The 18687-nt window shown below is 73.4% G+C and carries 17 protein-coding genes; 7 read left to right on the top strand and 10 right to left on the bottom strand.

Annotation, left to right across the window (positions count from 1 at the left end; genetic code table 11):
• Window positions 1–61: 61 nt before the first annotated feature.
• Window positions 62–613 carry a signal peptidase I gene (locus BM223_RS16875; RefSeq protein WP_075018659.1) on the bottom strand — a complete coding sequence of 184 codons (552 nt, stop codon included), beginning with the start codon at window positions 611–613 and terminating at the stop codon, window positions 62–64.
• Window positions 610–1140, bottom strand: coding sequence for a TasA family protein (locus BM223_RS16870; protein ID WP_038682606.1), 531 nt, complete (start codon window positions 1138–1140; stop codon window positions 610–612). The genes BM223_RS16875 and BM223_RS16870 overlap by 4 nt, the downstream gene beginning before the upstream one ends.
• A gap of 206 nt (window positions 1141–1346) precedes the next feature.
• Between BM223_RS16870 and BM223_RS16865 the strand changes: the two genes are divergently transcribed.
• Window positions 1347–3284, top strand: coding sequence for a M3 family metallopeptidase (locus BM223_RS16865; RefSeq protein WP_038682604.1), 1938 nt, complete (start codon window positions 1347–1349; stop codon window positions 3282–3284).
• Between the two features lie 212 nt (window positions 3285–3496).
• Window positions 3497–4360, top strand: a complete 864-nt coding sequence (locus BM223_RS16860) for a PadR family transcriptional regulator (protein WP_075018658.1) — start codon at window positions 3497–3499, stop codon at window positions 4358–4360.
• A gap of 70 nt (window positions 4361–4430) precedes the next feature.
• Here BM223_RS16860 and BM223_RS16855 read toward each other — a convergent pair whose 3' ends face one another.
• Both BM223_RS16855 and BM223_RS16850 read right to left on the bottom strand, forming a co-directional pair.
• Window positions 4431–5537 (bottom strand): TolB family protein, encoded by a 1107-nt coding sequence (locus BM223_RS16855; RefSeq protein WP_038682602.1) that lies wholly within the window; start codon window positions 5535–5537, stop codon window positions 4431–4433.
• Window positions 5530–6087, bottom strand: coding sequence for a SigE family RNA polymerase sigma factor (locus BM223_RS16850; protein WP_052139149.1), 558 nt, complete (start codon window positions 6085–6087; stop codon window positions 5530–5532). Before BM223_RS16850 ends, BM223_RS16855 begins: the two co-directional genes overlap by 8 nt.
• Window positions 6088–6186: 99 nt before the next feature.
• On the opposite strand from BM223_RS16850, the gene BM223_RS16845 reads away from it, so the two are divergent.
• Complete coding sequence (locus BM223_RS16845; RefSeq protein WP_038682599.1) at window positions 6187–7518, top strand: hypothetical protein; 1332 nt, start codon at window positions 6187–6189, stop codon at window positions 7516–7518.
• A gap of 4 nt (window positions 7519–7522) precedes the next feature.
• Here the strand turns inward: BM223_RS16845 and BM223_RS29095 are convergent, their stop codons facing one another.
• From BM223_RS29095 to BM223_RS30090, 4 genes are all read right to left on the bottom strand, one after another.
• Window positions 7523–8575, bottom strand: coding sequence for a serine/threonine-protein kinase (locus BM223_RS29095; protein ID WP_052139148.1), 1053 nt, complete (start codon window positions 8573–8575; stop codon window positions 7523–7525).
• A 27-nt stretch (window positions 8576–8602) separates the two neighbouring features.
• Window positions 8603–9508: a GNAT family N-acetyltransferase gene (locus BM223_RS16835; protein WP_052139147.1), complete on the bottom strand. Its 906-nt coding sequence runs from the start codon at window positions 9506–9508 to the stop codon at window positions 8603–8605.
• Window positions 9509–9564: 56 nt separating this feature from the next.
• Window positions 9565–10119: a YceI family protein gene (locus BM223_RS16830; protein WP_038682597.1), complete on the bottom strand. Its 555-nt coding sequence runs from the start codon at window positions 10117–10119 to the stop codon at window positions 9565–9567.
• Between the two features lie 258 nt (window positions 10120–10377).
• The gene (locus BM223_RS30090) at window positions 10378–10512 is read right to left on the bottom strand and encodes a hypothetical protein (RefSeq protein ID WP_255319147.1); all 135 of its coding nucleotides are present in this window, start codon (window positions 10510–10512) and stop codon (window positions 10378–10380) included.
• Window positions 10513–10747: 235 nt separating this feature from the next.
• On the opposite strand from BM223_RS30090, the gene BM223_RS16825 reads away from it, so the two are divergent.
• Window positions 10748–11011 (top strand): hypothetical protein, encoded by a 264-nt coding sequence (locus tag BM223_RS16825; RefSeq protein WP_038682595.1) that lies wholly within the window; start codon window positions 10748–10750, stop codon window positions 11009–11011.
• 14 nt (window positions 11012–11025) lie between these two features.
• Window positions 11026–12861: a glutamine--fructose-6-phosphate transaminase (isomerizing) gene (gene glmS / locus BM223_RS16820; RefSeq protein WP_038682593.1), complete on the top strand. Its 1836-nt coding sequence runs from the start codon at window positions 11026–11028 to the stop codon at window positions 12859–12861.
• A 9-nt stretch (window positions 12862–12870) separates the two neighbouring features.
• On the opposite strand, the gene BM223_RS16815 is transcribed toward glmS, so the two are convergent.
• Window positions 12871–14430, bottom strand: coding sequence for a fibronectin type III domain-containing protein (locus BM223_RS16815; protein WP_038682591.1), 1560 nt, complete (start codon window positions 14428–14430; stop codon window positions 12871–12873).
• Between the two features lies 1 nt (window position 14431).
• Window positions 14432–15937 carry a fibronectin type III domain-containing protein gene (locus BM223_RS16810; RefSeq protein WP_038682589.1) on the bottom strand — a complete coding sequence of 502 codons (1506 nt, stop codon included), beginning with the start codon at window positions 15935–15937 and terminating at the stop codon, window positions 14432–14434.
• A 190-nt stretch (window positions 15938–16127) separates the two neighbouring features.
• Here BM223_RS16810 and BM223_RS16805 point away from each other — a divergent pair, with 190 nt between their 5' ends.
• Window positions 16128–17861: a DEAD/DEAH box helicase gene (locus tag BM223_RS16805; RefSeq protein ID WP_038682588.1), complete on the top strand. Its 1734-nt coding sequence runs from the start codon at window positions 16128–16130 to the stop codon at window positions 17859–17861.
• 16 nt (window positions 17862–17877) lie between these two features.
• Complete coding sequence (locus BM223_RS28485; protein ID WP_052139146.1) at window positions 17878–18531, top strand: aggregation-promoting factor C-terminal-like domain-containing protein; 654 nt, start codon at window positions 17878–17880, stop codon at window positions 18529–18531.
• Window positions 18532–18687: the final 156 nt, after the last annotated feature.

The following is an 18687-nucleotide window of genomic DNA, read 5'->3' as shown; positions in this document are numbered from 1 at the left end:
ACGAAATGGAACACCGCGGTGCCTGCCCCACCCCCCAGTGGGGGCAGGCACCGCGGCGGGCTCAGGGGCCGGTGATTCCGGCGACTCTCCCCACTGGAGACGCCGGGCGCTCCCTGAGCGCCCCGATCAGCTGCACCAGGCTGATCAGTGCGACGATCGCGGCGGGAATGCCGACGATCGCCATGCGGGTGTGCCGGTCGGCGAGCGCGATCATGACGTGACCGGCGTACGGGAACGACGCGGTGACGACGGGCTGCTGGTCGGACTCGAGCGAGAACCGCCACGGGTCCGGGTCGGGGTTGGCGTCGCCCTGGGTGCGCAGCACCTGGCGGCCCGCGGCGTCGTGGCCGATGCGCACGATCCGGTGGGTCACCAGCGTGGTCACGCCGGACGACGCGGGCGGCTGGTAGGTGATGACGTCGCCGACCCGCAGGTCGGCGGCCGGCACGGCGCGCTCGAGGACGATCGAGCCCTTGTCGTAGGTGCCGTCCATCGAGCCGCCGGTGATGACGTAGCGCTCGTACCCGAGCAGCGACGGCAGGACGTACGCCGTCGCGGCCAGCGTCACCACCGCCAGCAGGGCGGTGCCGAACCAGGCGCCCAGCCGCTTCACTGGCTCTTCGTCTCGCCGTTGAGCTGGACGGCGTCCCACTTGTACGCGGCGGACGCGGTCTTGCCCTGGTCGGTGTTCGGGGCGGCGGTGGCGAGCTTGACCGTGAACCGGTAGCTCTCGGCCACGCCCGGCTGGACGACGCCCAGGTCGGTGCGGGTGCCGTCGACGAGGCCGCCGAAGGTGCCCGCGTAGACGCTCGCACCGGTGGTGGTGTCGGTGATCGTCAGCGTCAGGTTGTCCGCGCTGAAGGCGTTGGCCGACGAGGTCTCGGTGAGGCCGAAGGAGGCCGGCAGGCTGCCGGTGTTGGTCAGCGTCAGGTTGCCGTTGAGCGTGTCCCCGGGCTTGAGGTTGCTCAGGTCGAAGATGGCCGCGCCGTCCTTGGAGTTGGTCTGCTGCAGCGTGCCGGACGTGACCGCGCTGATCGTGTTGCCGGTCTGCGAGGTGAACGTGGCGCCGGAGCCCACCGCGATCGCGCCGGCGGCAGTCAGCGTGGCGAGCGGGACGAGGACCTTGGTGGACATCTTCATGGGGGCTTCTCCTGGGTACGAGGCCCGAGCTGCGGACCGGCTGTGGTGATGGGACAACTCTCGTCGCCGGCGCTCCACGGGCGCTCCACACGACGTCTCCACCCGGTCCCCGGTCCGGACACAGCTCGGCACGGTGCTCCACGGCTTCTCCACAGGGCGCCACGTTCGGCGCGGCGCGGTCGCCCGGCGCTCGTACCCTTGCCCGCATGACGTCCGCGCCGCTGGCCCTGCCGACCACCCCCGACGCCTGGCCCGACTGGGTCCGCGAACGCTCCGCGGCCGAGCTGGCCCGGGCCGCCGCGCTGGTCGACGACCTGCGCGCGAACCCGCCGGCCGATCCCCTCGCCGTGCTGCGCCAGTGGGACCGCGCGACCGGGCACCTCGGCAACGTCGCCGCGCTCGGCTCGCTGTTCGGCAACGTGCACCCCGCCACCGAGGTCCGCGACCTCGCCGACGCCGCCGAGCAGGAGGCCGAGCGGGTCGCCACCGGCTGGGGTCTCGACCGCGCGCTCTACGACGTCTTCGCCGCCCTCGACGACGACGCGGTCGCGGCCGACCCGGCCGCCGCCCGGCTGCTGGCCAAGGTGCGCGACGACTTCCGCCGCTCCGGCGTCGACCGCGACGAGGCCACCCGGGCCCGCATCGCGCAGGTGCGCGAGCGGATCACCGAGCTCGACCAGGAGTTCAGCCGCGTGGTGCGCGACGACGTCCGCACCATCCGGGTGACGCCCGACCGGCTCGACGGCATGCCCGACGACTGGCTGGCCGCCCACCCGGCCGACGACGACGGTCTCGTCACCGTCACCACCGACTACCCCGACTCGGTGCCGGTGCGGATGTTCGCCCGCGACCAGGAGGTCCGGCGCGACCTCACCGTCGCCTTCCTCGAGCGCGGCTGGCCGGCCACCGGCGCGCTCCTCGACGAGCTCTTCGCGCTGCGCCACGAGCTCGCCACCACCGTCGGCTACGCCGACTGGCCGTCGTACGACGCCGACGTGAAGATGATCGGCGAGGGCCCGGCCATCCCCGCCTTCATCGACAAGATCGCCGCGGCCGCCGACGAGCCGATGCGCCGCGACCTCGCCCAGCTGCTCGCCCGCTACCGCCGCGACTTCCCCGACGCCAACGAGGTGCCGGGCTACGACTACAACCACTACGCCGAGCTGGTCCGGGTCGAGGACTACGAGGTCGACGCCCAGCAGGTGCGCACCTACTTCGACTTCGGCAAGGTGCGCCAGGGCCTGCTCGACGTGACCGGCCGGCTCTTCGACCTGCGCTACGAGGCGGTCGACGTCGCGGTGTGGCACGACGAGGTGACGGCGTACGACGTCCTGCGGGGTGCCGAGCGGATCGGCCGGATCTACCTCGACCTGCACCCGCGCGAGGGCAAGTACAAGCACGCCGCGCAGTTCACCCTGACCGACGGCGTCGCCGGAACCGAGGGCCAGCTGCCCGAGGGCGTGCTCGTCTGCAACTTCTCCCGCGGCCTGATGGAGCACGACCACGTCGTGACGCTCTTCCACGAGTTCGGCCACCTGCTCCACCACGTCCTCGCGGGGCAGGGCGACTGGTACCGGTTCGCCGGCGTCGCGACCGAGTGGGACTTCGTCGAGGCGCCCAGCCAGATGCTCGAGGAGTGGGCCTGGCACGCCGACGTGCTGCGCACCTTCGCCACCGACGCGTCCGGTACGCCGATCCCGGCCGAGCTCGTCGCCGCGATGCGGGCCGCCGACGACTACGGCAAGGGGATCTACGCCCGCACCCAGATGTTCTACGCGGCGATGTCCTACTGGTTCCACGCCGACCGCGCGGGCGACGTCGTCCCGGACCTGACGGCGCGGATGATCGAGCTGCAGGAGCGCTACGCGGCGCTGCCCTACCTGCCCGGCACCCACATGTTCGCGAGCTTCGGCCACCTCGGCGGCTACAGCTCGGCCTACTACACCTACATGTGGTCGCTCGTGATCGCCAAGGACCTGTTCAGCGCCTTCGACGAGACCGACCTCTTCGCGCCCGAGGTCGCCCACCGCTACCGCGACCGGGTGCTGGTCCCCGGCGGTGCCGGCGACGCCGCCGACCTGGTCGCCGACTTCCTCGGCCGCCCCTTCGCCTTCGACGCCTACGCCACCTGGCTGGCCCGCTGACTCATGTAACTACGTGTTACGTCGAGGTTTGGGGCAGTTGGATCGTTAAAAGCCCTACGTAACACGTAGTTACATGAGTTGCCACCCTTGCGTGCGGGGCGAAGCCGGCGTACGGTTGCGATATATCGCGATAGGAACACGAACTGTTCTCGCGATATCACGAACTCAACATCGGGCTCACGAGGCCCACGAGATGCGAAGGAGGTCCCGTCATGGGACGCCACGAGAACTTCAACCAGTACGACGACCGCGACCCCTGGGGTCGCCGCGAGGGTCGCGAGGGCCGGGGCGGTCAGCGCCGGCAGCGCGGCGGCTTCGGACCCGGCGGTCCGGGCGGTGCCTGGGGCGGCTGGGCCCAGTGGGGCGAGTCGCCCCGCGGCCACCGCGGTGGGCCCGGTGGGCCCGGTGGCCCCGGCTTCGGCGGCCCCGGCATGCCGCCGCCGTGGCTGGCCGGACTGTTCGGCATGGGCCGGCCCGAGCCGGGCCGTGGCCCGCGGGTCCGGCGCGGCGACGTCCGCTCGGCCATCCTGGACGTGCTCCGCGAGGCCAACCAGCGCGAGGAGTCGCCCAACGGCTACCAGGTGATCCAGGCGATCACCGACCGCAGCGGCGGTGTGTGGAAGCCGAGCCCCGGCTCGGTCTACCCGACCGTCCAGCAGCTCCAGGACGAGGGCCTGGTCGAGATCGACGACGAGGCCGGGCGCCGCGCCCTGCGGCTCACCGCCGAGGGCGCCACCTGGTGCGCCGAGCACGGCGACGAGCTCGCCGCGGTCTGGGCGCCCTTCGACCGCAGCCGCGAGGGCGGCCGCGGTCCGGTCGACCAGGGTCATGCCGACCTCAAGGCCGAGATCGGCCAGGTCATGGGGGCGATCTGGCAGATCGTCACCGCCGGCTCCGACGCCCAGCGCAAGGCCGCCGTCGACGTGCTCGTCGAGGCCCGGCGCAGCCTCTACGGCATCCTCGCCGACGGTCCGAGCGCCGGCAGCGACCCGGCCGACCCGACCGATCCCGCCGACCCCGCCGACCCCGAGGACCCGGCCGACCCGGCCGACCCCGAGGACCGCGACGACGCCTGACCCGGCGCCGTCGTTCCCGAGAGGCAGGGCCCCGCACGCGATCCGTGCGGGGCCCTGTCCGCGTCCCGGCTCAGCCCACCATGAGGTAGTCGGCGACCAGCAGCGTCGGCGCCTCGTCGGTGAGCCCGGCCACCGGCCGGTCGTCGCACGCTCCGGAGACCGAGCAGCGCCGCAGCGTCGGCGCGCCGTCGACCTGCCCGATGACGTGGCCGTCGAGCGTCCAGGCCGCGAGCCCGCTCAGCCCGGGCAGCCGGGTCGGCGTCCCGCCCGCGACCGGCACCACCCAGACCGACGGCGCGTCGCCGGTGTAGTCGGTGGCCAGCAGGTACCGCCCGTCGGGGGAGAGCCGAGGGTTGCTGAAGCGCTGATCGAGAGGCCCGAGCGCCCGCGCGGTCGCGACGTCCCACAGGAGCCAGCGCTCGCCGTCCTGGGCGATCGCGGTGCCGCGCCGCACCCCGAGGAACGGGTGCTCCTCGGCCCGGATCGCGCGGTCGCCGCGCCAGGTGACGTGCCAGCTGACGCCGTCGTCGGCGGTCCAGTACACGGAGTCGCCGTCGAGGACCGGGACCCGGATGTCCGCGCCCGGGTCGTCGGCCCGGGTGCCCGCCGACGGCTGGCCGGTCGCGACCAGCTCGCGATCGGTCGCGACGTCCCAGACGTGCGCGGTGAGCTCACCGTCGCCGGGCTCGAGCCACACCACCCGCGGCTGGGACGGGTCGCCCTCGACGTGGACGACGTCGGACGGGATCGACAGCGGGGTCTGCTCGCCGGCCGGGTCGACGAGCACCCACGACCAGGCGTCGTCCTCCGCCACCTGCACGACCGCGCCGACCGAGGTCTGGGCCACGAAGTACGCCCCGGGCAGGTGCACGGACGTCTCGCCCACGGTGACCCGGTCGCCGGCGATCCACGCGCCCCACTCGTCGTACGCGGCCGGGGCGGGGGCGGTGCGGTCCTGGTGGGCGACCCGGGAGTCGGGGTCGCCGTCGCCGATCCCGGCGACGACCGCGGTGCCGACGCCGACAGCGGCGACCACGGCCGCCGCGACGAGGACGGCGCCGGCCCGGCGCCGGGTGCGCAGCGCGCGACCGCGGGCGGCGATGACGCGAGCGTCGGGGCGCGGGATCGCGAGCTCGTCGACGGAGTCGTGGAGCAGCTCGGTGAGGTGCTCAGGCATGGGTTCCTCCTGGGAGGGTCGCAGCGGGGTGGCCGAGGTCGACGTCGTCGCCGAGCAGGACGCGGAGCTTGTCGAGGGCGGCCGAGGTCTGGCTCTTGACCGTGCCGGTGCTGACGCCGAGCGCGTCGGCGGTCTCGGCCACGGACAGGTCGTCGTAGAAGCGCAGGACGACGACGGCGCGCTGCCGGGGCGGCAGCTGGGCGAGCGCGGCGAGGACGTCGACCCGGGTCGCCGTGCCGCCGCCGAGGTCGCGGTGGGTGGCGACCTCGGGAAGCTCGGCGGTCGGCCGCTCGCCGTGGAACGAGCGCCGCCGGAACCAGCTCGTCGCCGTGGTCACCAGTGCCCGCCGGGCGTAGCCCCGCGCCGCGCCGACGTCGCGGATACCCGACCAGCGGGCGTAGGTGCGGGCGAGCGCGGACTGGACCAGGTCCTCGGCCAGCGCGTGGTCGTGGACCAGGAGGACCGCCGTGCGGTAGAGCGTGGGCCACGCGGTGTGGACGAGCTCGGCGAACTGCTCGTCGGTGGGTCCCCGAGAAGGGTGCAGCGGCATGGGCGGATCCTCTCGTGCGGTGTCGGCACAGAGAAGGACGCACGAAGAGCAGCCCCGGTTGGTCGGTCCGCGGACTCTTTCTGCGTAGGCTCTCGTGCCGTGAGAGCCCGCCCCGTCCCCGTCCTGCTCGCCGGCGCCGGCTGCCTGGCGTGGCTGACGCTGACCTCCGGGTACGGCGCCGCGGCCGCCTCCGGTCAGGTCGACCTCGGCGGCGCCGACCTCCCGGACCGGACCAGCACCGACCGGGGCCGGCCCACCGCGATCGCCCCCGGCCTGTGGCGGGCCTCGCCGCTGGAGCCGGACCTGCCGCAGTACTTCAGCTACGACCGCCGGATGTCGGGCAGCCGGGTGCACATCGGTGTCGCCGGCCTGCCGCCGGGTGCCAGCGGCGACGGGCTGCGGATCAGCGCCGGCGTGGCCACCGCCGACAGCACCGACCTCACCGACTGCGGCACCGCGGACGACTCGGCCGAGAGCAACGTCCCCCAGGCGGTCCTGGGCGAGCGGGTGGTCGTCGGCGGCGAGAGCGGCAGCACCGGCGAGGCCTGCCGGTCCGCGGGCACGGTCCGCATCGAGGTGAGCCGGGCCGGCTCCGAGCCGGCCGCGATGCCCTACGTGATCAAGGTCGTCGAGGAGGCCCCCTCGGCCGCGCTGCCCGAGGACGCGGAGCCCGACGACGAGCCGTCGTACGCCGTCCCGGAGCCGGTTGCCGAGCCCGAGGCGGTCGCCGGAGGCACCTCGTTCGACGACGCGCCCGAGCTCGACGCCCGGGACGAGACGCGCACGGTCACCGCCCAGGTCCGCCAGGGGACCGAGCGGCTCTGGCGGGTGCCGCTGACCTGGGGCGACCTGCCGGTGGTCCGGGTCGACGTGCCGGTCGCCGAGGGCGACCAGTTCGACTACGGCGGCCCCGCGCTGACCCTGCACCTGATCGACCCGCTGCGCGGGCGGCTGCGCTTCACCGACTCCGCGAGCGACGACTCCGCCACCGGCGACTACCGCGGGGCGCCCGAGGACGAGGTGGGCGAGCCGACCCGGCTGGTCGCGTCCGGCTTCCCGGTGAGCCAGGTCGACGAGCGGGTCCCGGGCGACTACTGGGTGTCGCTGGCGGTCGCGCCGCCGGCCGAGGGCGACGAGCCGGTCGACGTACCGGTGACGCTGACCGTGTCGGTGGAGCGGACCTCCGACGGTGCGCCCGCCTACGACAGCGCCGTGCTCTCCCAGGACAAGTCGGCCGGGCCCGAGGGCTACACCCCCGAGACGCCCTTCCTGGTCGGCGAGGACACCTTCGCGGAGGTCGCCTCGGGCAGCCCGGTCGGCGACGGCGACGGCTGGTTCAGCGTCCGGCGCGGGGCCGGTCTCGGCCTGGCCGCGGCCAGCGCGGCGTGCCTTGTGGCCGGGGTGGTCCGGCTGCGCTCCCGGCGCGGCTGAACCCTCAGCCCAGCAGCAGGAACAGCGCGACCAGCAGCCCGATCAGGCCCACGCCGATCAGCACGTAGGCATCGCGCGGCGCCCCGGCTCGCGCGCGCACCGGCGCCGGAGCCGGTACGTCGAGGTCCGGCCGGGTCCGCGGCGGGGGCGGCGGGGGAGGCGGCGGCGGGTACGGCGCGGTGGGCAGGTTCGTCGCAGAGACGTCCGGCGTCGGCGGGAACTCGTCCGGCACGCTGAGGTCGTCGGCGAGCGCCGGGTCGTCCCAGCGCGCCACGAGCCCGCGCAGCGCGGGGTGGGTGCGCAGCTCGGCCGCGCTCGGCCGGCGCCCGGCGTCGTACGCCGTGGCGGCGGCGACGACCTCGAGCACCGCGTCGTGCTCGGGCACGCCGGTGCGCAGCGGCGCGACGTCGATCGGCTCCGGCTCGCCGTCGGCGGGCGGGCGGCGGCCGGTCAGCATCTCGAGGACGACGACCCCGAGCGCGTAGATGTCGGCACTCGGGTGGGGGTCGGCCCCGCGGTACTGCTCGGGCGGCATGTAGCCCGGCGTCCCGATCATCATCGCGACGTGCGTCAGCCGCGGCTCGTCGCTGGGGACGGCGATCCCGAAGTCGGTGAGCCGCAGGTGCGGGCGGGTCCGGCCGGTCGGCTCGAGCAGGAGGTTGCCGGGCTTGATGTCGCGGTGCACGATCCGCGCCGCGTGGACCGCCTCGAGCGCCTGCAGGGTCTGGTCGGCGAGCACCGCGATCCAGCGCGGCGGCAGCGCCCCGCCGTGGCTCTTCATCAGGCTCGACACCGAGCCGCCACGCACGAGCGGCATGGTGAAGAGCACGCGGTCGTCGACGCCCGCCCACGACTGCGGCGTCACCACGTGCGTGTGGTCGATCCGCACGGACTGCTCGCGGACGAACCGCAGCAGCATCGCCGCGTCCGCCTGGCGCAGCATCTTCGCGGCCTTGACGTCGCCGGCCGTGCGGTCGAGGACCCGCCACACCGTCCCCATGCCACCGGTGGCGATGGGGTCGAGCAGCTCGTAGCGTCCCGCGAAGACCTCGCCCATGGCCGCGAGCCTAGCGAGAGGCGCTCCTCAGACGAGCCGGACCGCGCGGTGCACCCAGGTCGACTCCACCCGCATCCCGACCTTCTCGTAGAGCCCGAGCGCGCCCGTGCGCGAGTCCGTCGCCAGGCTGGACGACGTCGCGCCGTGCTCGCGGCCGGCGGCGAAGGCCGAGACGAGCAGGGCCTGGGCCAGGCCGCGACCGCGGTGCGCGCGGGCGACGGCGAGCCGGGAGACGTAGGTGTCGGTGCCGGCGTTCCAGACGTGCGCGACGCCGACGACCTGCCCGTCGGGTCCGGTGGCGACGCGGAGCTGCCACGGCGCGGAGCCCGGCCGCTGCCAGACCTGCGCGGCGAAGTCGGCGAGCGTCGCGCGCTCGCGGGCGGACCACTCCAGGAAGGCGTCCTCGGTGACGGTCCAGACCTGCTCGTGGTCGGCCGGCGTGGCCTCGCGCAGCGCGTAGCCGGCGGGCAGCGGGCGGGCGGGGATCTCGGTGCCCGGCGGCAGCCGCAGCACCCAGCTCGTCCAGCGCACCTCGTACCCGAGCGCGGTGAGCAGCCGGTCGCCGTCGGAGCCCTCGGCGACGGGCATGCCGAGGATCGTCACGCCGCGCTCGCGGCCGAGCCGCTGGACCCACTGCGCGAGCCAGGTCCCCACCCCGCGTCCCCGGTACGACGGCACCACGGCCGCGTCGTACCGCTCCTCGCCGAGGTGCTCGGCGTAGGCCACCATCTGCTCGCCGTCGAGCACCGCGACCGAGCTCGCCCCCAGGTCGTACGACGGCCGCTGCCAGTCGGTGATCAGGTCGGCCTCCTCGACCTCGACCCGGCCGAGGTCGTGGCGCTCCTGGGCGGCGATGACCGCGAACACGGCCGGCGCGTCGGCGAGGGTGAGCGGGCGGGTGGTCAGCCCGGCGGGCAGTGAAATGACGGACACCCGGGAGAGTCTGGTCGACTCACCCGGGTGCCGGCGCGTGATTTTCGCGCGGAGGATCAGGCGTTCTTGATCGCGGAGATGTCGAACTCGAGCTTGATCTTCTCGGAGACGAGGACGCCGCCGGTCTCGAGCGCGGCGTTCCAGGTCAGGCCCCAGTCCTTGCGGTTGACGGTGACGTCACCCTCGAAGCCGACCCGGATGTTGCCGAACGGGTCCTTGGCCGAGCCGGTCTCGTCGAACTCGATGGTGACCGGCTTGGTGACGTCCTTGATGGTCAGGTCGCCGGTGACGGTCCACTCGTTGCCGTCGCGCGCGACGTCGGTGGAGACGAACTTCCACTCCGGGAAGTTCGCGACGTCGAAGAAGTCGGGGGAGGTCAGGTGACCGTCGCGGTCGGCGCTGCCGGTGCTGACGCTGGCGGGGTTGATGGTCAGCGTGACAGAGGACGCCGCCGGGTTGGCGGTGTCGATGTGGGCCGTGGCGGTCCACTCGGCGAACTGGCCGCGGACCTTGGTGACGACCGCGTGGCGCGCGACGAAGCCGAGGCGGCTGTGCGCGGTGTCGAGGGTGTAGTCGCCGCTGATGTCGGTGAGGGCTGCGGACTCGGTCATGGTGCGAGGCTCCTTGGGTGGTGGATTCCGAAGATTCGTTGAATCGTCAACGACTGTTCCAACCAATGGTGACACGTCAACCATTCCCGGGCAAGGCGTGTCCTGGCTCACAAAGATGAACGTGCGGAGAAATGCAGGCGCGCGCCGCGGTGGGCGCCGTCCTCGGCCGAGCCGACGTCCCCGGGACGTGCGAAGGCCCGCCCCCGGTGGTCGGGGGCGGGCCTTCGGGCTCGGTCTGCGGGTGCGGCGAGAGCTGTCTCAGGCTGCGTGCGAGTGCGCGGCCACGGGCTGGCCGACCTCGACCCAGACAGCCTCCATCCGCGTGCGGCCGTCGGCTCCGGTCACGGGCAGCCAGCGCATCTCGAGATGAGTGGTCACGTTGGTGTTGGTCATGGGTCACCTCCTGTTCACCTTGTGTTCACCAAGATAGCACGTCCTCCACTCGCTGGGCCAGAAGACGACTCGGATCGCCCCACGCCCTCCACGGACGGCGTCGAAATCGGTCGGCCTCCCCACCCACGCTCCACCTAGGCGTACTGGCCCGGAACGCCCTGGGGCGAGGTCACGATTCCTGCCCGATTCCGGGCAGGAAATTGCGCCAACTCATGCGATCGGGCACGCTCTCCGGGTGTACGTCGACCCGCGGCTGCTGCGCCACGTCCAGGACAGCAGCGGGATGGACGCCGCCGAGGCGGCCCGGCTGATCCAGGACGTGCTCGCCTTCCACGACGAGCGCGTGGAGGAGTGGGTCCGCCGGCGGCACCGCGAGCTGAAGACCTACGGCGCGCGCAACGAGCAGATCTTCACCCGGCTCCGCGAGGAGCTCCGGGCGACCGTCGTCGCCCCGCCGGACCTGTCCGAGCGGCAGCTGCGGCGCATCATCTACGGCTGAGGGAGAACCAGAACATGTGCGGCATCGTCGGCTACATCGGCGCCCAGCAGGCGGCCCCCGTCCTCGTGGAGGGGCTGACCCGGCTCGAGCACCGCGGCTACGACTCGGCCGGGCTGGCCGTCCTCGGCGGCAGCGGGCTCCGGCTGGCCAAGCGGGCCGGGCGGGTCCGGGACCTCGCCGAGAGCCTGCCCCACCGCTTCGGCGGCAAGATCGGCATCGGCCACACCCGGTGGGCCACCCACGGACCGGCCAACGACGTCAACGCGCACCCCCACACCGATGCGGCCGGCCGGGTCGCGGTCGTGCACAACGGCATCATCGACAACGCCGCCGCGCTGCGGGCCGAGCTCGCCGACGCCGGCGTCCCGCTCGTCTCCGACACCGACACCGAGGTGCTCGCGCACCTGGTCGCCCGGTCCACCGCGGCCACCCTGGAGCAGCGGACGGCGGAGGCACTCGCCCGGGTCGAGGGCACGTACGGCGTCGCGGTCGCCCACGCCGACTTCCCCGACCGGCTGGTGGTGGCCCGCAACGGCAGCCCGCTCATCATCGGCGTCGGCGAGAAGGAGATGCACGTCGCCTCCGATCTCGCCGCGCTGGTCCGCTACACGACGACGGTCGCGCACCTCGACGACGGCGAGATGGCGACGGTGACGGCGAGCGGGTTCACGACGTACCGGATCGACCCGTCGGGCCTCTCCGCCACCGACCGCCGGGCGAAGGAGGTCGACATCGACCCCGCGGCGTACGACGCGGGCGAGCACGACTCGTTCATGCACAAGGAGATGCTCGAGCAGCCGGCCCGCGCCGAGGCGGTGCTGCGCGGCCGGCTCGACGAGCGCTTCGGCACCGGCCACCTGGGCGGGCTCAACCTCGACGCCCGCGAGCTGCGGGCGATCCGGCGGGTCAAGATCCTGGGCTGCGGCTCGGCGTACTACGTGGGCGAGATGGGCGCCTCGCTGATCGAGGAGCTCGCCCGGGTGCCCGCCGACGCCGAGCCGGCCAGCGAGTTCCGCTACCGCAACCCGATCATCGAGCCGGATACGCTCTACGTCGCGGTCAGCCAGTCCGGCGAGACCATCGACACGCTGCTCGCCGTCCAGGAGGTGCGCCGCAAGGGCGGCCGGGTGATCGGCCTGGTCAACGTGGTCGGCTCCGCCATCGCGCGCGAGGTCGACGGCGGCATCTACCTGCACGCCGGTCCCGAGGTCGCGGTCGCCTCGACGAAGGCGCTGACCAACATGTACCTCGCGTTCGCGATGCTCGCGATCCAGCTCGGCCGGGTCCGCGACCTCTCGATCGCCGACGGCAGGCGGCTGATCGCCGGCCTCACCGCGCTGCCCGGCCAGATCGAGCAGGTGCTCGCCACCGAGCCCCAGCTGGCGCTCGTCGCGCACCGGCTGGCCGAGGCCGAGAGCCTGTTCTTCGTGGGCCGGGTGCGCGGCTTCCCCGTGGCGCGCGAGGGGGCGCAGAAGTTCAAGGAGATCAGCTACCGGCACGCCGAGGCGTACCAGACGAGCGAGCTCAAGCACGGCCCGCTCGCGCTCATCTCACCGCAGGTCCCGACCGTCGCGATCGTGCCCGACGACGAGCTCGTCGAGCGCAATGTCGCCGCCCTGGAGCAGATCGCCGCGCGCGGCGGCCCGCTCGTCGTCGTCACCCACGAGGGCGTCGACCTCGGGGACGCCGCCGCGAAGGCCGACCGGATCGACGTGCCGCGCAGCGAGCGCGAGCTCGACCCGATCCTGCTGACGATCCCGCTGCAGGTGCTGGCCTACCACGCCGCGCTCAGCCTGGGCCACGACATCGACAAGCCGCGGAACCTGGCCAAGTCGGTCACCGTGGAGTGAGCCGCCCCCTCAGTAGGGGATGCGCAACGACGTGATGACCGGGCTGTGGTCGGACAGCAGTCCGGCGTAGTACCGGCCGTCGGCCGTCATCGGCTCGTCGATCCGCCAGCTCGCCGCGTGGATGCCGGCCGAGGTGAACACCCGGTCGAGGTGGTTGCCCGTGCGCGGGGTCACCAGCGGCGTGGTCGCCCAGCCGTGCGCGGAGTTGCGGTAGCTCGGCGTCAGGAAGCGAGCGGCGACGTCGAACGAGTCGCGGTAGCCGTTGGCCTCCAGGCGCACCCGCGGTCCGTCGTACGCGCGCTGGCGGTGGGAGTTGAAGTCACCCGCCAGCGCCACCGGCGGCATCGGCTTGCCGGCGTAGCGCTGCGCGATCGCGGCGAGCAGCTGCAGGGTCTGCCGGTCGCGGCCCTTGTCGTACTTGGTGCCGATGGGGTGGACGAGGTGCACGCTCGCCACGACGACGTGCTGGCCGGTCCTGATGTCCTGGACCTCGACCCAGCAGGCGCCGTGGGACGGGTAGACGTCGCCGACCTGGCTGAAGATGATGCCCTGGTTGGTGCCCGGGACCACGCGGTAGGTCGACGTGCGCACGTAGAGGGCCTGGCGGCCGACCGTGTTGCCCTGGGCGGTGGTGCCGTCGCCCACCTGGCAGCCACGGGTGTACCCGCCGAGGTTGGCGGTGAGGTAGGGCGTGGCCGCGATCGCCTCCTGGACGGCGACGACGTCGGCGTTCATCCGCAGGATCCGGTCGCGCACCGCGACCTGGCGCTTGGCCCACGACGGCTTGCTGCACATCGTGCTGCACACGTTCCACGTGGCGAAGTCGAGCGCGAACGCGCGCGGCGGGACGGTCCGCTCGGCCCGGGTCAGCAGCCGGCAGCCGGTGGTGCTGCGCAGGCCGGTGCCCCACTTGCTCAGCGCGCGGACCTGGAAGCAGTAGGTGCCGCCGGGGGTCAGCCCGCGCACCGTCCGCGAGCCCGAGATGTCGGCCTTGACCGTCTTCTTCTTGCGGTTGGACTGCACCGACCCGGTGCCCGGCGCGTAGTCGACCTGGTAGCCCGTGGCCCCGGCCACCCGCGGCCACGAGAAGGTCACCGCCACCGTGCTCGGCGCCGTCCCCTGGACGACCTGGCCCGACACCCAGGGCGCACCGACCGGGTCGAGCCGGGGCGTCGTCCGGCAGACGGCGCGGGACCACGGCCCCTTCTGCTTGCCGGCCTTGGCCCGCACCTGCGCGCAGTAGGTCACCCCCTGGGCGAGGTTGCGCAGCACCACCGACCGGCCGCGCGTGCTCGTCGCCTGCGCCCCGGCCATCGTGGGCGACGTCGACCAGCGCACCCGGTAGGTGCGCGCCCGCTTCGCGCGGTTCCACTTGACGGTGAGGCCGGCGCGGTCGCCGGACACGGTCGGCTGGACCAGGCGGACGTGCTTGGCCTTGCCGGGCGCCGCGGCCCGGGCGGCGTCGGCGGCCGGGGCGGGCAGGGCGCCGAGCAGGGCGACGGCGGTCGCGATCGTCGCGAGGACGACGACGGCGGTGTGGGTGCGGGAGCGGGAGCAGGTGGGGGTCATGTCAGCTGGTGGGGATGAGGAGCCCGGTCCGGACCAGGCTGTGGTCGGACAGGAGCTGGGTGTAGCGACCGCCGGACTGGGGCTCGATGATCTCCCAGCTCGCGACGTGGATGCCGGCCGAGGAGAAGACCCGGTCGATGTGCGCACCCCAGCGGGTGGACTCCTTGGGGGTGGTCTCCCAGTTGTTCATCGAGTTCTGCACGGGATAGCTGCGGAAGGCGCCGGCGATGTCGTAGGCGTCCATCAGGCTGCCCGACTGCCAGGCGAGGCGCGGGCCGTCGAGGTCGTGGCCGCGGTTGGAGTTGGTGTCGCCGGCGAGCACCAGGTGCTCGCGGGGGAACCGGTCGCGCACCCAGGCGAGCACGTCGGCGGCCTGCGTCCGGCGGACCCGGTCGTCGGCCGCGGTGGGCCCCGGCTTGAGGTGCAGGCTCACGACCACGACAGGGTCGCCGCCGTTGGCCGGCTCGATCCGTGCCCAGCAGGCGCCCGGGTTGGTGTGCGGCGTGCCGACCGTGTCGCTGCTCGAGAGCACCCGGTAGCGGTAGGTCCGCACGAAGACCGCCTCGGCGCCGGAGGTGCAGGCGCGGTCGAAGCCGCTCAGCCGGCGGGTGAGGTCGTCCACCGGACCCGGCGGGGCCTCCTGGATCGCGGCGACGTCGACGTTCGCTGCCTTGATCCGGGTGGCGATCGCGTCGACCCGCTTGTTGAACGGGTGGGTGCGGCAGGCGACCGGGCTGGCGCAGATGTTCCACGTCGCGACGTCGAGGGCCTGCGGCGAGCCCGACGGGAGCCGGCGGTCGGCGGTCATCGTGTACTTGCAGTGCGTCGGGCTGCGGTCGCCGGCGCCGCCGGCGGTGATCGCGCGGACCTGGAAGCAGTAGATCTTGCCGGGCGTCAGTCCGGGCAGGACGGCGGTGGGGCCGGTGACCTTCTTGGTCTGCCGGGCCTTGTTCTCCCACAGTGGGTAGTTGACGACGGGCTCCGGCGTGATCGCGTAGTCGAGCTCGTAGGACCGCGCGCCGGCGGTCGCCCGCCAGCGGACGGTGAGCTGGGTGCGCGCCGCCGTCCCGATCCCGGTGACGCTCGAGGCCGCGATCCAGGGCGAGGCGGACTGGCCCGGCTTGGCGACCCGGCGGCAGATCGGGGCGGAGCGCTTGCCCTTCTTCTTGCCGGCCACCGCGCGCACCTGGAAGCACCAGGTCTGCCCGACCGCGAGGTTGCGGACCGTGTAGGAGCGCTTGCGGACCGACGCCGTGCGCGCCTTCTTCATCTTCGCGGAGCGCGCCCAGAGCACCTGGTAGCCGCGGGCCCGGGGCGCCTTGCGCCACGCGATGCGCACGCTGGCCTTGCTGCCCGCGATCCGGGCGTCGCCGACCGTCACGCCGGCGACGGGGCCCGGCTTCGGGGCGGCCTCGGCGGGTGCCGTCGTCACCGCGGCCAGCGCGCCGGCCAGGGCCAGCACGGCGACCAGCAGCAGCGCCAGCGGTGTCCTCGTCGTACGCGTCACCGGATCGTGCTCCCTCGAAATTGGGTAAAACTCCGGACACGACCGTACGTGGTGACCGGCCGGGGTGCACCCTTTCCGCGACGGCCGGGACCTCCGTCCCGGGCCTGCGCGCTGCCACAGGGCCCAGGGTGACTGAGCGCACCGCGCCGACGATCAGGGGTGAGAAGGCTCACGGCACTACCCTTGACGGGTGAGTGAGACCGCAGAGCACGAGACCGCCACGTTTGCCGACCTCGGTCTCGGCGAGCGGATCCTGAAGGCCCTCAAGGGCGTCGGCTACGAGTCGCCGTCCGCGATCCAGGCCCAGACCATCCCCCACCTGCTCGACGGGCGGGACGTGATGGGTCTCGCGCAGACCGGCACGGGCAAGACCGCCGCGTTCGCGCTGCCGATCCTCGACCGCCTCGACCTGTCGCAGAAGACGCCGCAGGCGCTCGTCCTCGCGCCCACCCGCGAGCTGGCGCTCCAGGTCTGCGAGGCGTTCGAGAAGTACGCCGCCGACCTGCGCGGCGTCCACGTCCTCCCGGTCTACGGCGGCCAGGGCTACGGCGTCCAGCTGTCCGCGCTGCGCCGCGGCGTCCACATCGTCGTCGGCACGCCCGGCCGGATCATGGACCACCTCGACAAGGGCACCCTCGACCTCAGCGAGCTCCGCTTCCTCGTGCTCGACGAGGCCGACGAGATGCTCAACATGGGCTTCGCCGAGGACGTCGAGACGATCCTCGCCGACACCCCCACCGACAAGCAGGTCGCGCTGTTCTCGGCGACGATGCCCAAGCAGATCAAGGCGCTGTCGTCGAAGTACCTCAACGACCCGGTGTCGATCGCGATCGAGCGCAAGACGCGCACGGCCGAGAACATCACCCAGCGCTACCTGATCGTCAGCTACCCCCAGAAGGTCGACGCGCTGACGCGCATCCTCGAGGTCGAGAACTTCGAGGGGATGATCGTCTTCGTCCGCACCAAGAGCGAGACCGAGACGCTCGCCGAGAAGCTGCGCGCCCGCGGCTACAGCGCGGCCGCCATCAACGGCGACATCGCCCAGCAGCAGCGCGAGCGCACCGTCAACCAGCTCAAGGACGGCAAGCTCGACATCCTCGTCGCCACCGACGTCGCCGCCCGCGGCCTCGACGTCGAGCGGATCAGCCACGTCGTCAACTACGACATCCCCACCGACACCGAGGCCTACGTCCACCGGATCGGCCGCACCGGCCGCGCCGGCCGCAGCGGCGACGCGATCTCGTTCGTCACCCCGCGCGAGCGCTACCTCCTCAAGCACATCGAGAAGGCCACCCGCTCGACCCTCGACCAGATGCAGCTGCCCAGCGTCGAGGCGGTCAACGTGACCCGCCTGGCCCGCTTCGACGACCAGATCACCGCGGCCCTCGAGTCCCCGCAGATCGAGTTCTTCCGCGACGTCGTCGGCCACTACATCCGCGAGCACGACGTGCCCGAGGTCGACGTCGCCGCCGCCCTCGCCATCGCCATGCAGGGCGACACCCCGCTCCTCCTCGAGCCCGAGCCGGAGCCGCGCCGTGGCCGGTTCGACGACCGTGGCGACCGGGGCGACCGCGGCGACCACCGCAAGCGCGACTGGAGCGCGGACGACGACCGCGGTGGCCGCGGTGGTCGCGACCGGGGCTCGCGCTCGGGGGGCAACCTGGCGTCGTACAAGATCCAGGTGGGGAAGCGGCACCGCGTCGAGCCCCGCCAGATCGTCGGCGCGCTCGCCAACGAGGGCGGCCTCGACCGGCGCGACTTCGGCAAGATCACCATCCGGCCCGACTACTCCATCGTCGAGCTCCCGGCGAACCTCCCGCCCGAGGCCTGGGAGAAGCTGAAGTCGACGCGGATCAGCGGCAAGCTCATCGAGCTCGCCCGCGACTACGGTCCGCCGAAGCGCTCGCGCAAGCCCCAGGACTGACCTAGGGTCGGGCCCCATGGGGGGTCCGCGCCGGGTGCTCGCGACCGCTGACGCGGCCGGTGCCGCCGGCGGCGCGATCGTGCTTGTGCTCGTGCTCGTGCTGCTGGTGTCGGGCTGCGGTGGCAGCGGCGACGGCGGCGGCGGTCGCAGTGCCGCGCCCGCAGCGACCGCTGCGCCGGCGCCGTCGTCCGCGCCGCCCACGGCGGCTCCGACGACCCCCGGCGCCACGGACCGGCCGACCGAGGTCTCCCGCGACTCCGGCGCCCGCGCCGACGTCCCGACCGTCGAGATCATGGCCCAGCTCGCCCGGCGCGCCGAGCGCATCGCGAAGCGCCTCCCGCAGGCACCGGTCCCGGCCGGCATCGACCGCGGCTCCAACCGCGCCCTGGGCTACCAGCTCCTCCTCGAGTTCGGCTTCCCCGCCGACCAGTGGCGCTACCTCGACGCCCTGTGGGCGCGCGAGTCCGGTTGGAACCACCTCGCCGAGAACCCCAGCTCCGGCGCCTACGGCATCCCCCAGTCGCTCCCGGCGACCAAGATGGCGGTCGTCGGCAGCGACTGGCGGACCAACCCCGAGACCCAGATCCGGTGGGGCCTGGCGTACATCGCGGCGCGGTACGGCAGCGCGCAGAAGGCCTGGGAGCACTCGGAGCGGGTCGGCTGGTACTGAGCTGGATGGCGCGAGCGCGTCGCTCGTGCCTCGCGCCGCGCTGCCGCGCGCGCTGTCGAGGTCGCCTTCGGTTGGGGTGGTCGGGCGTCTTGCGGGACGGCGCTCGGGACGGCGCCTCCCTCCGCTTCGGTCGCTCGTGCCTCGCTCTCTCGGGCT

Source organism: Pimelobacter simplex (assembly GCF_900114845.1).
Lineage (GTDB): Bacteria > Actinomycetota > Actinomycetes > Propionibacteriales > Nocardioidaceae > Nocardioides > Nocardioides simplex.
Note: the sequence above shows the minus strand (reverse complement) of the source record. Positions and strands in the feature narration are given on the sequence as shown.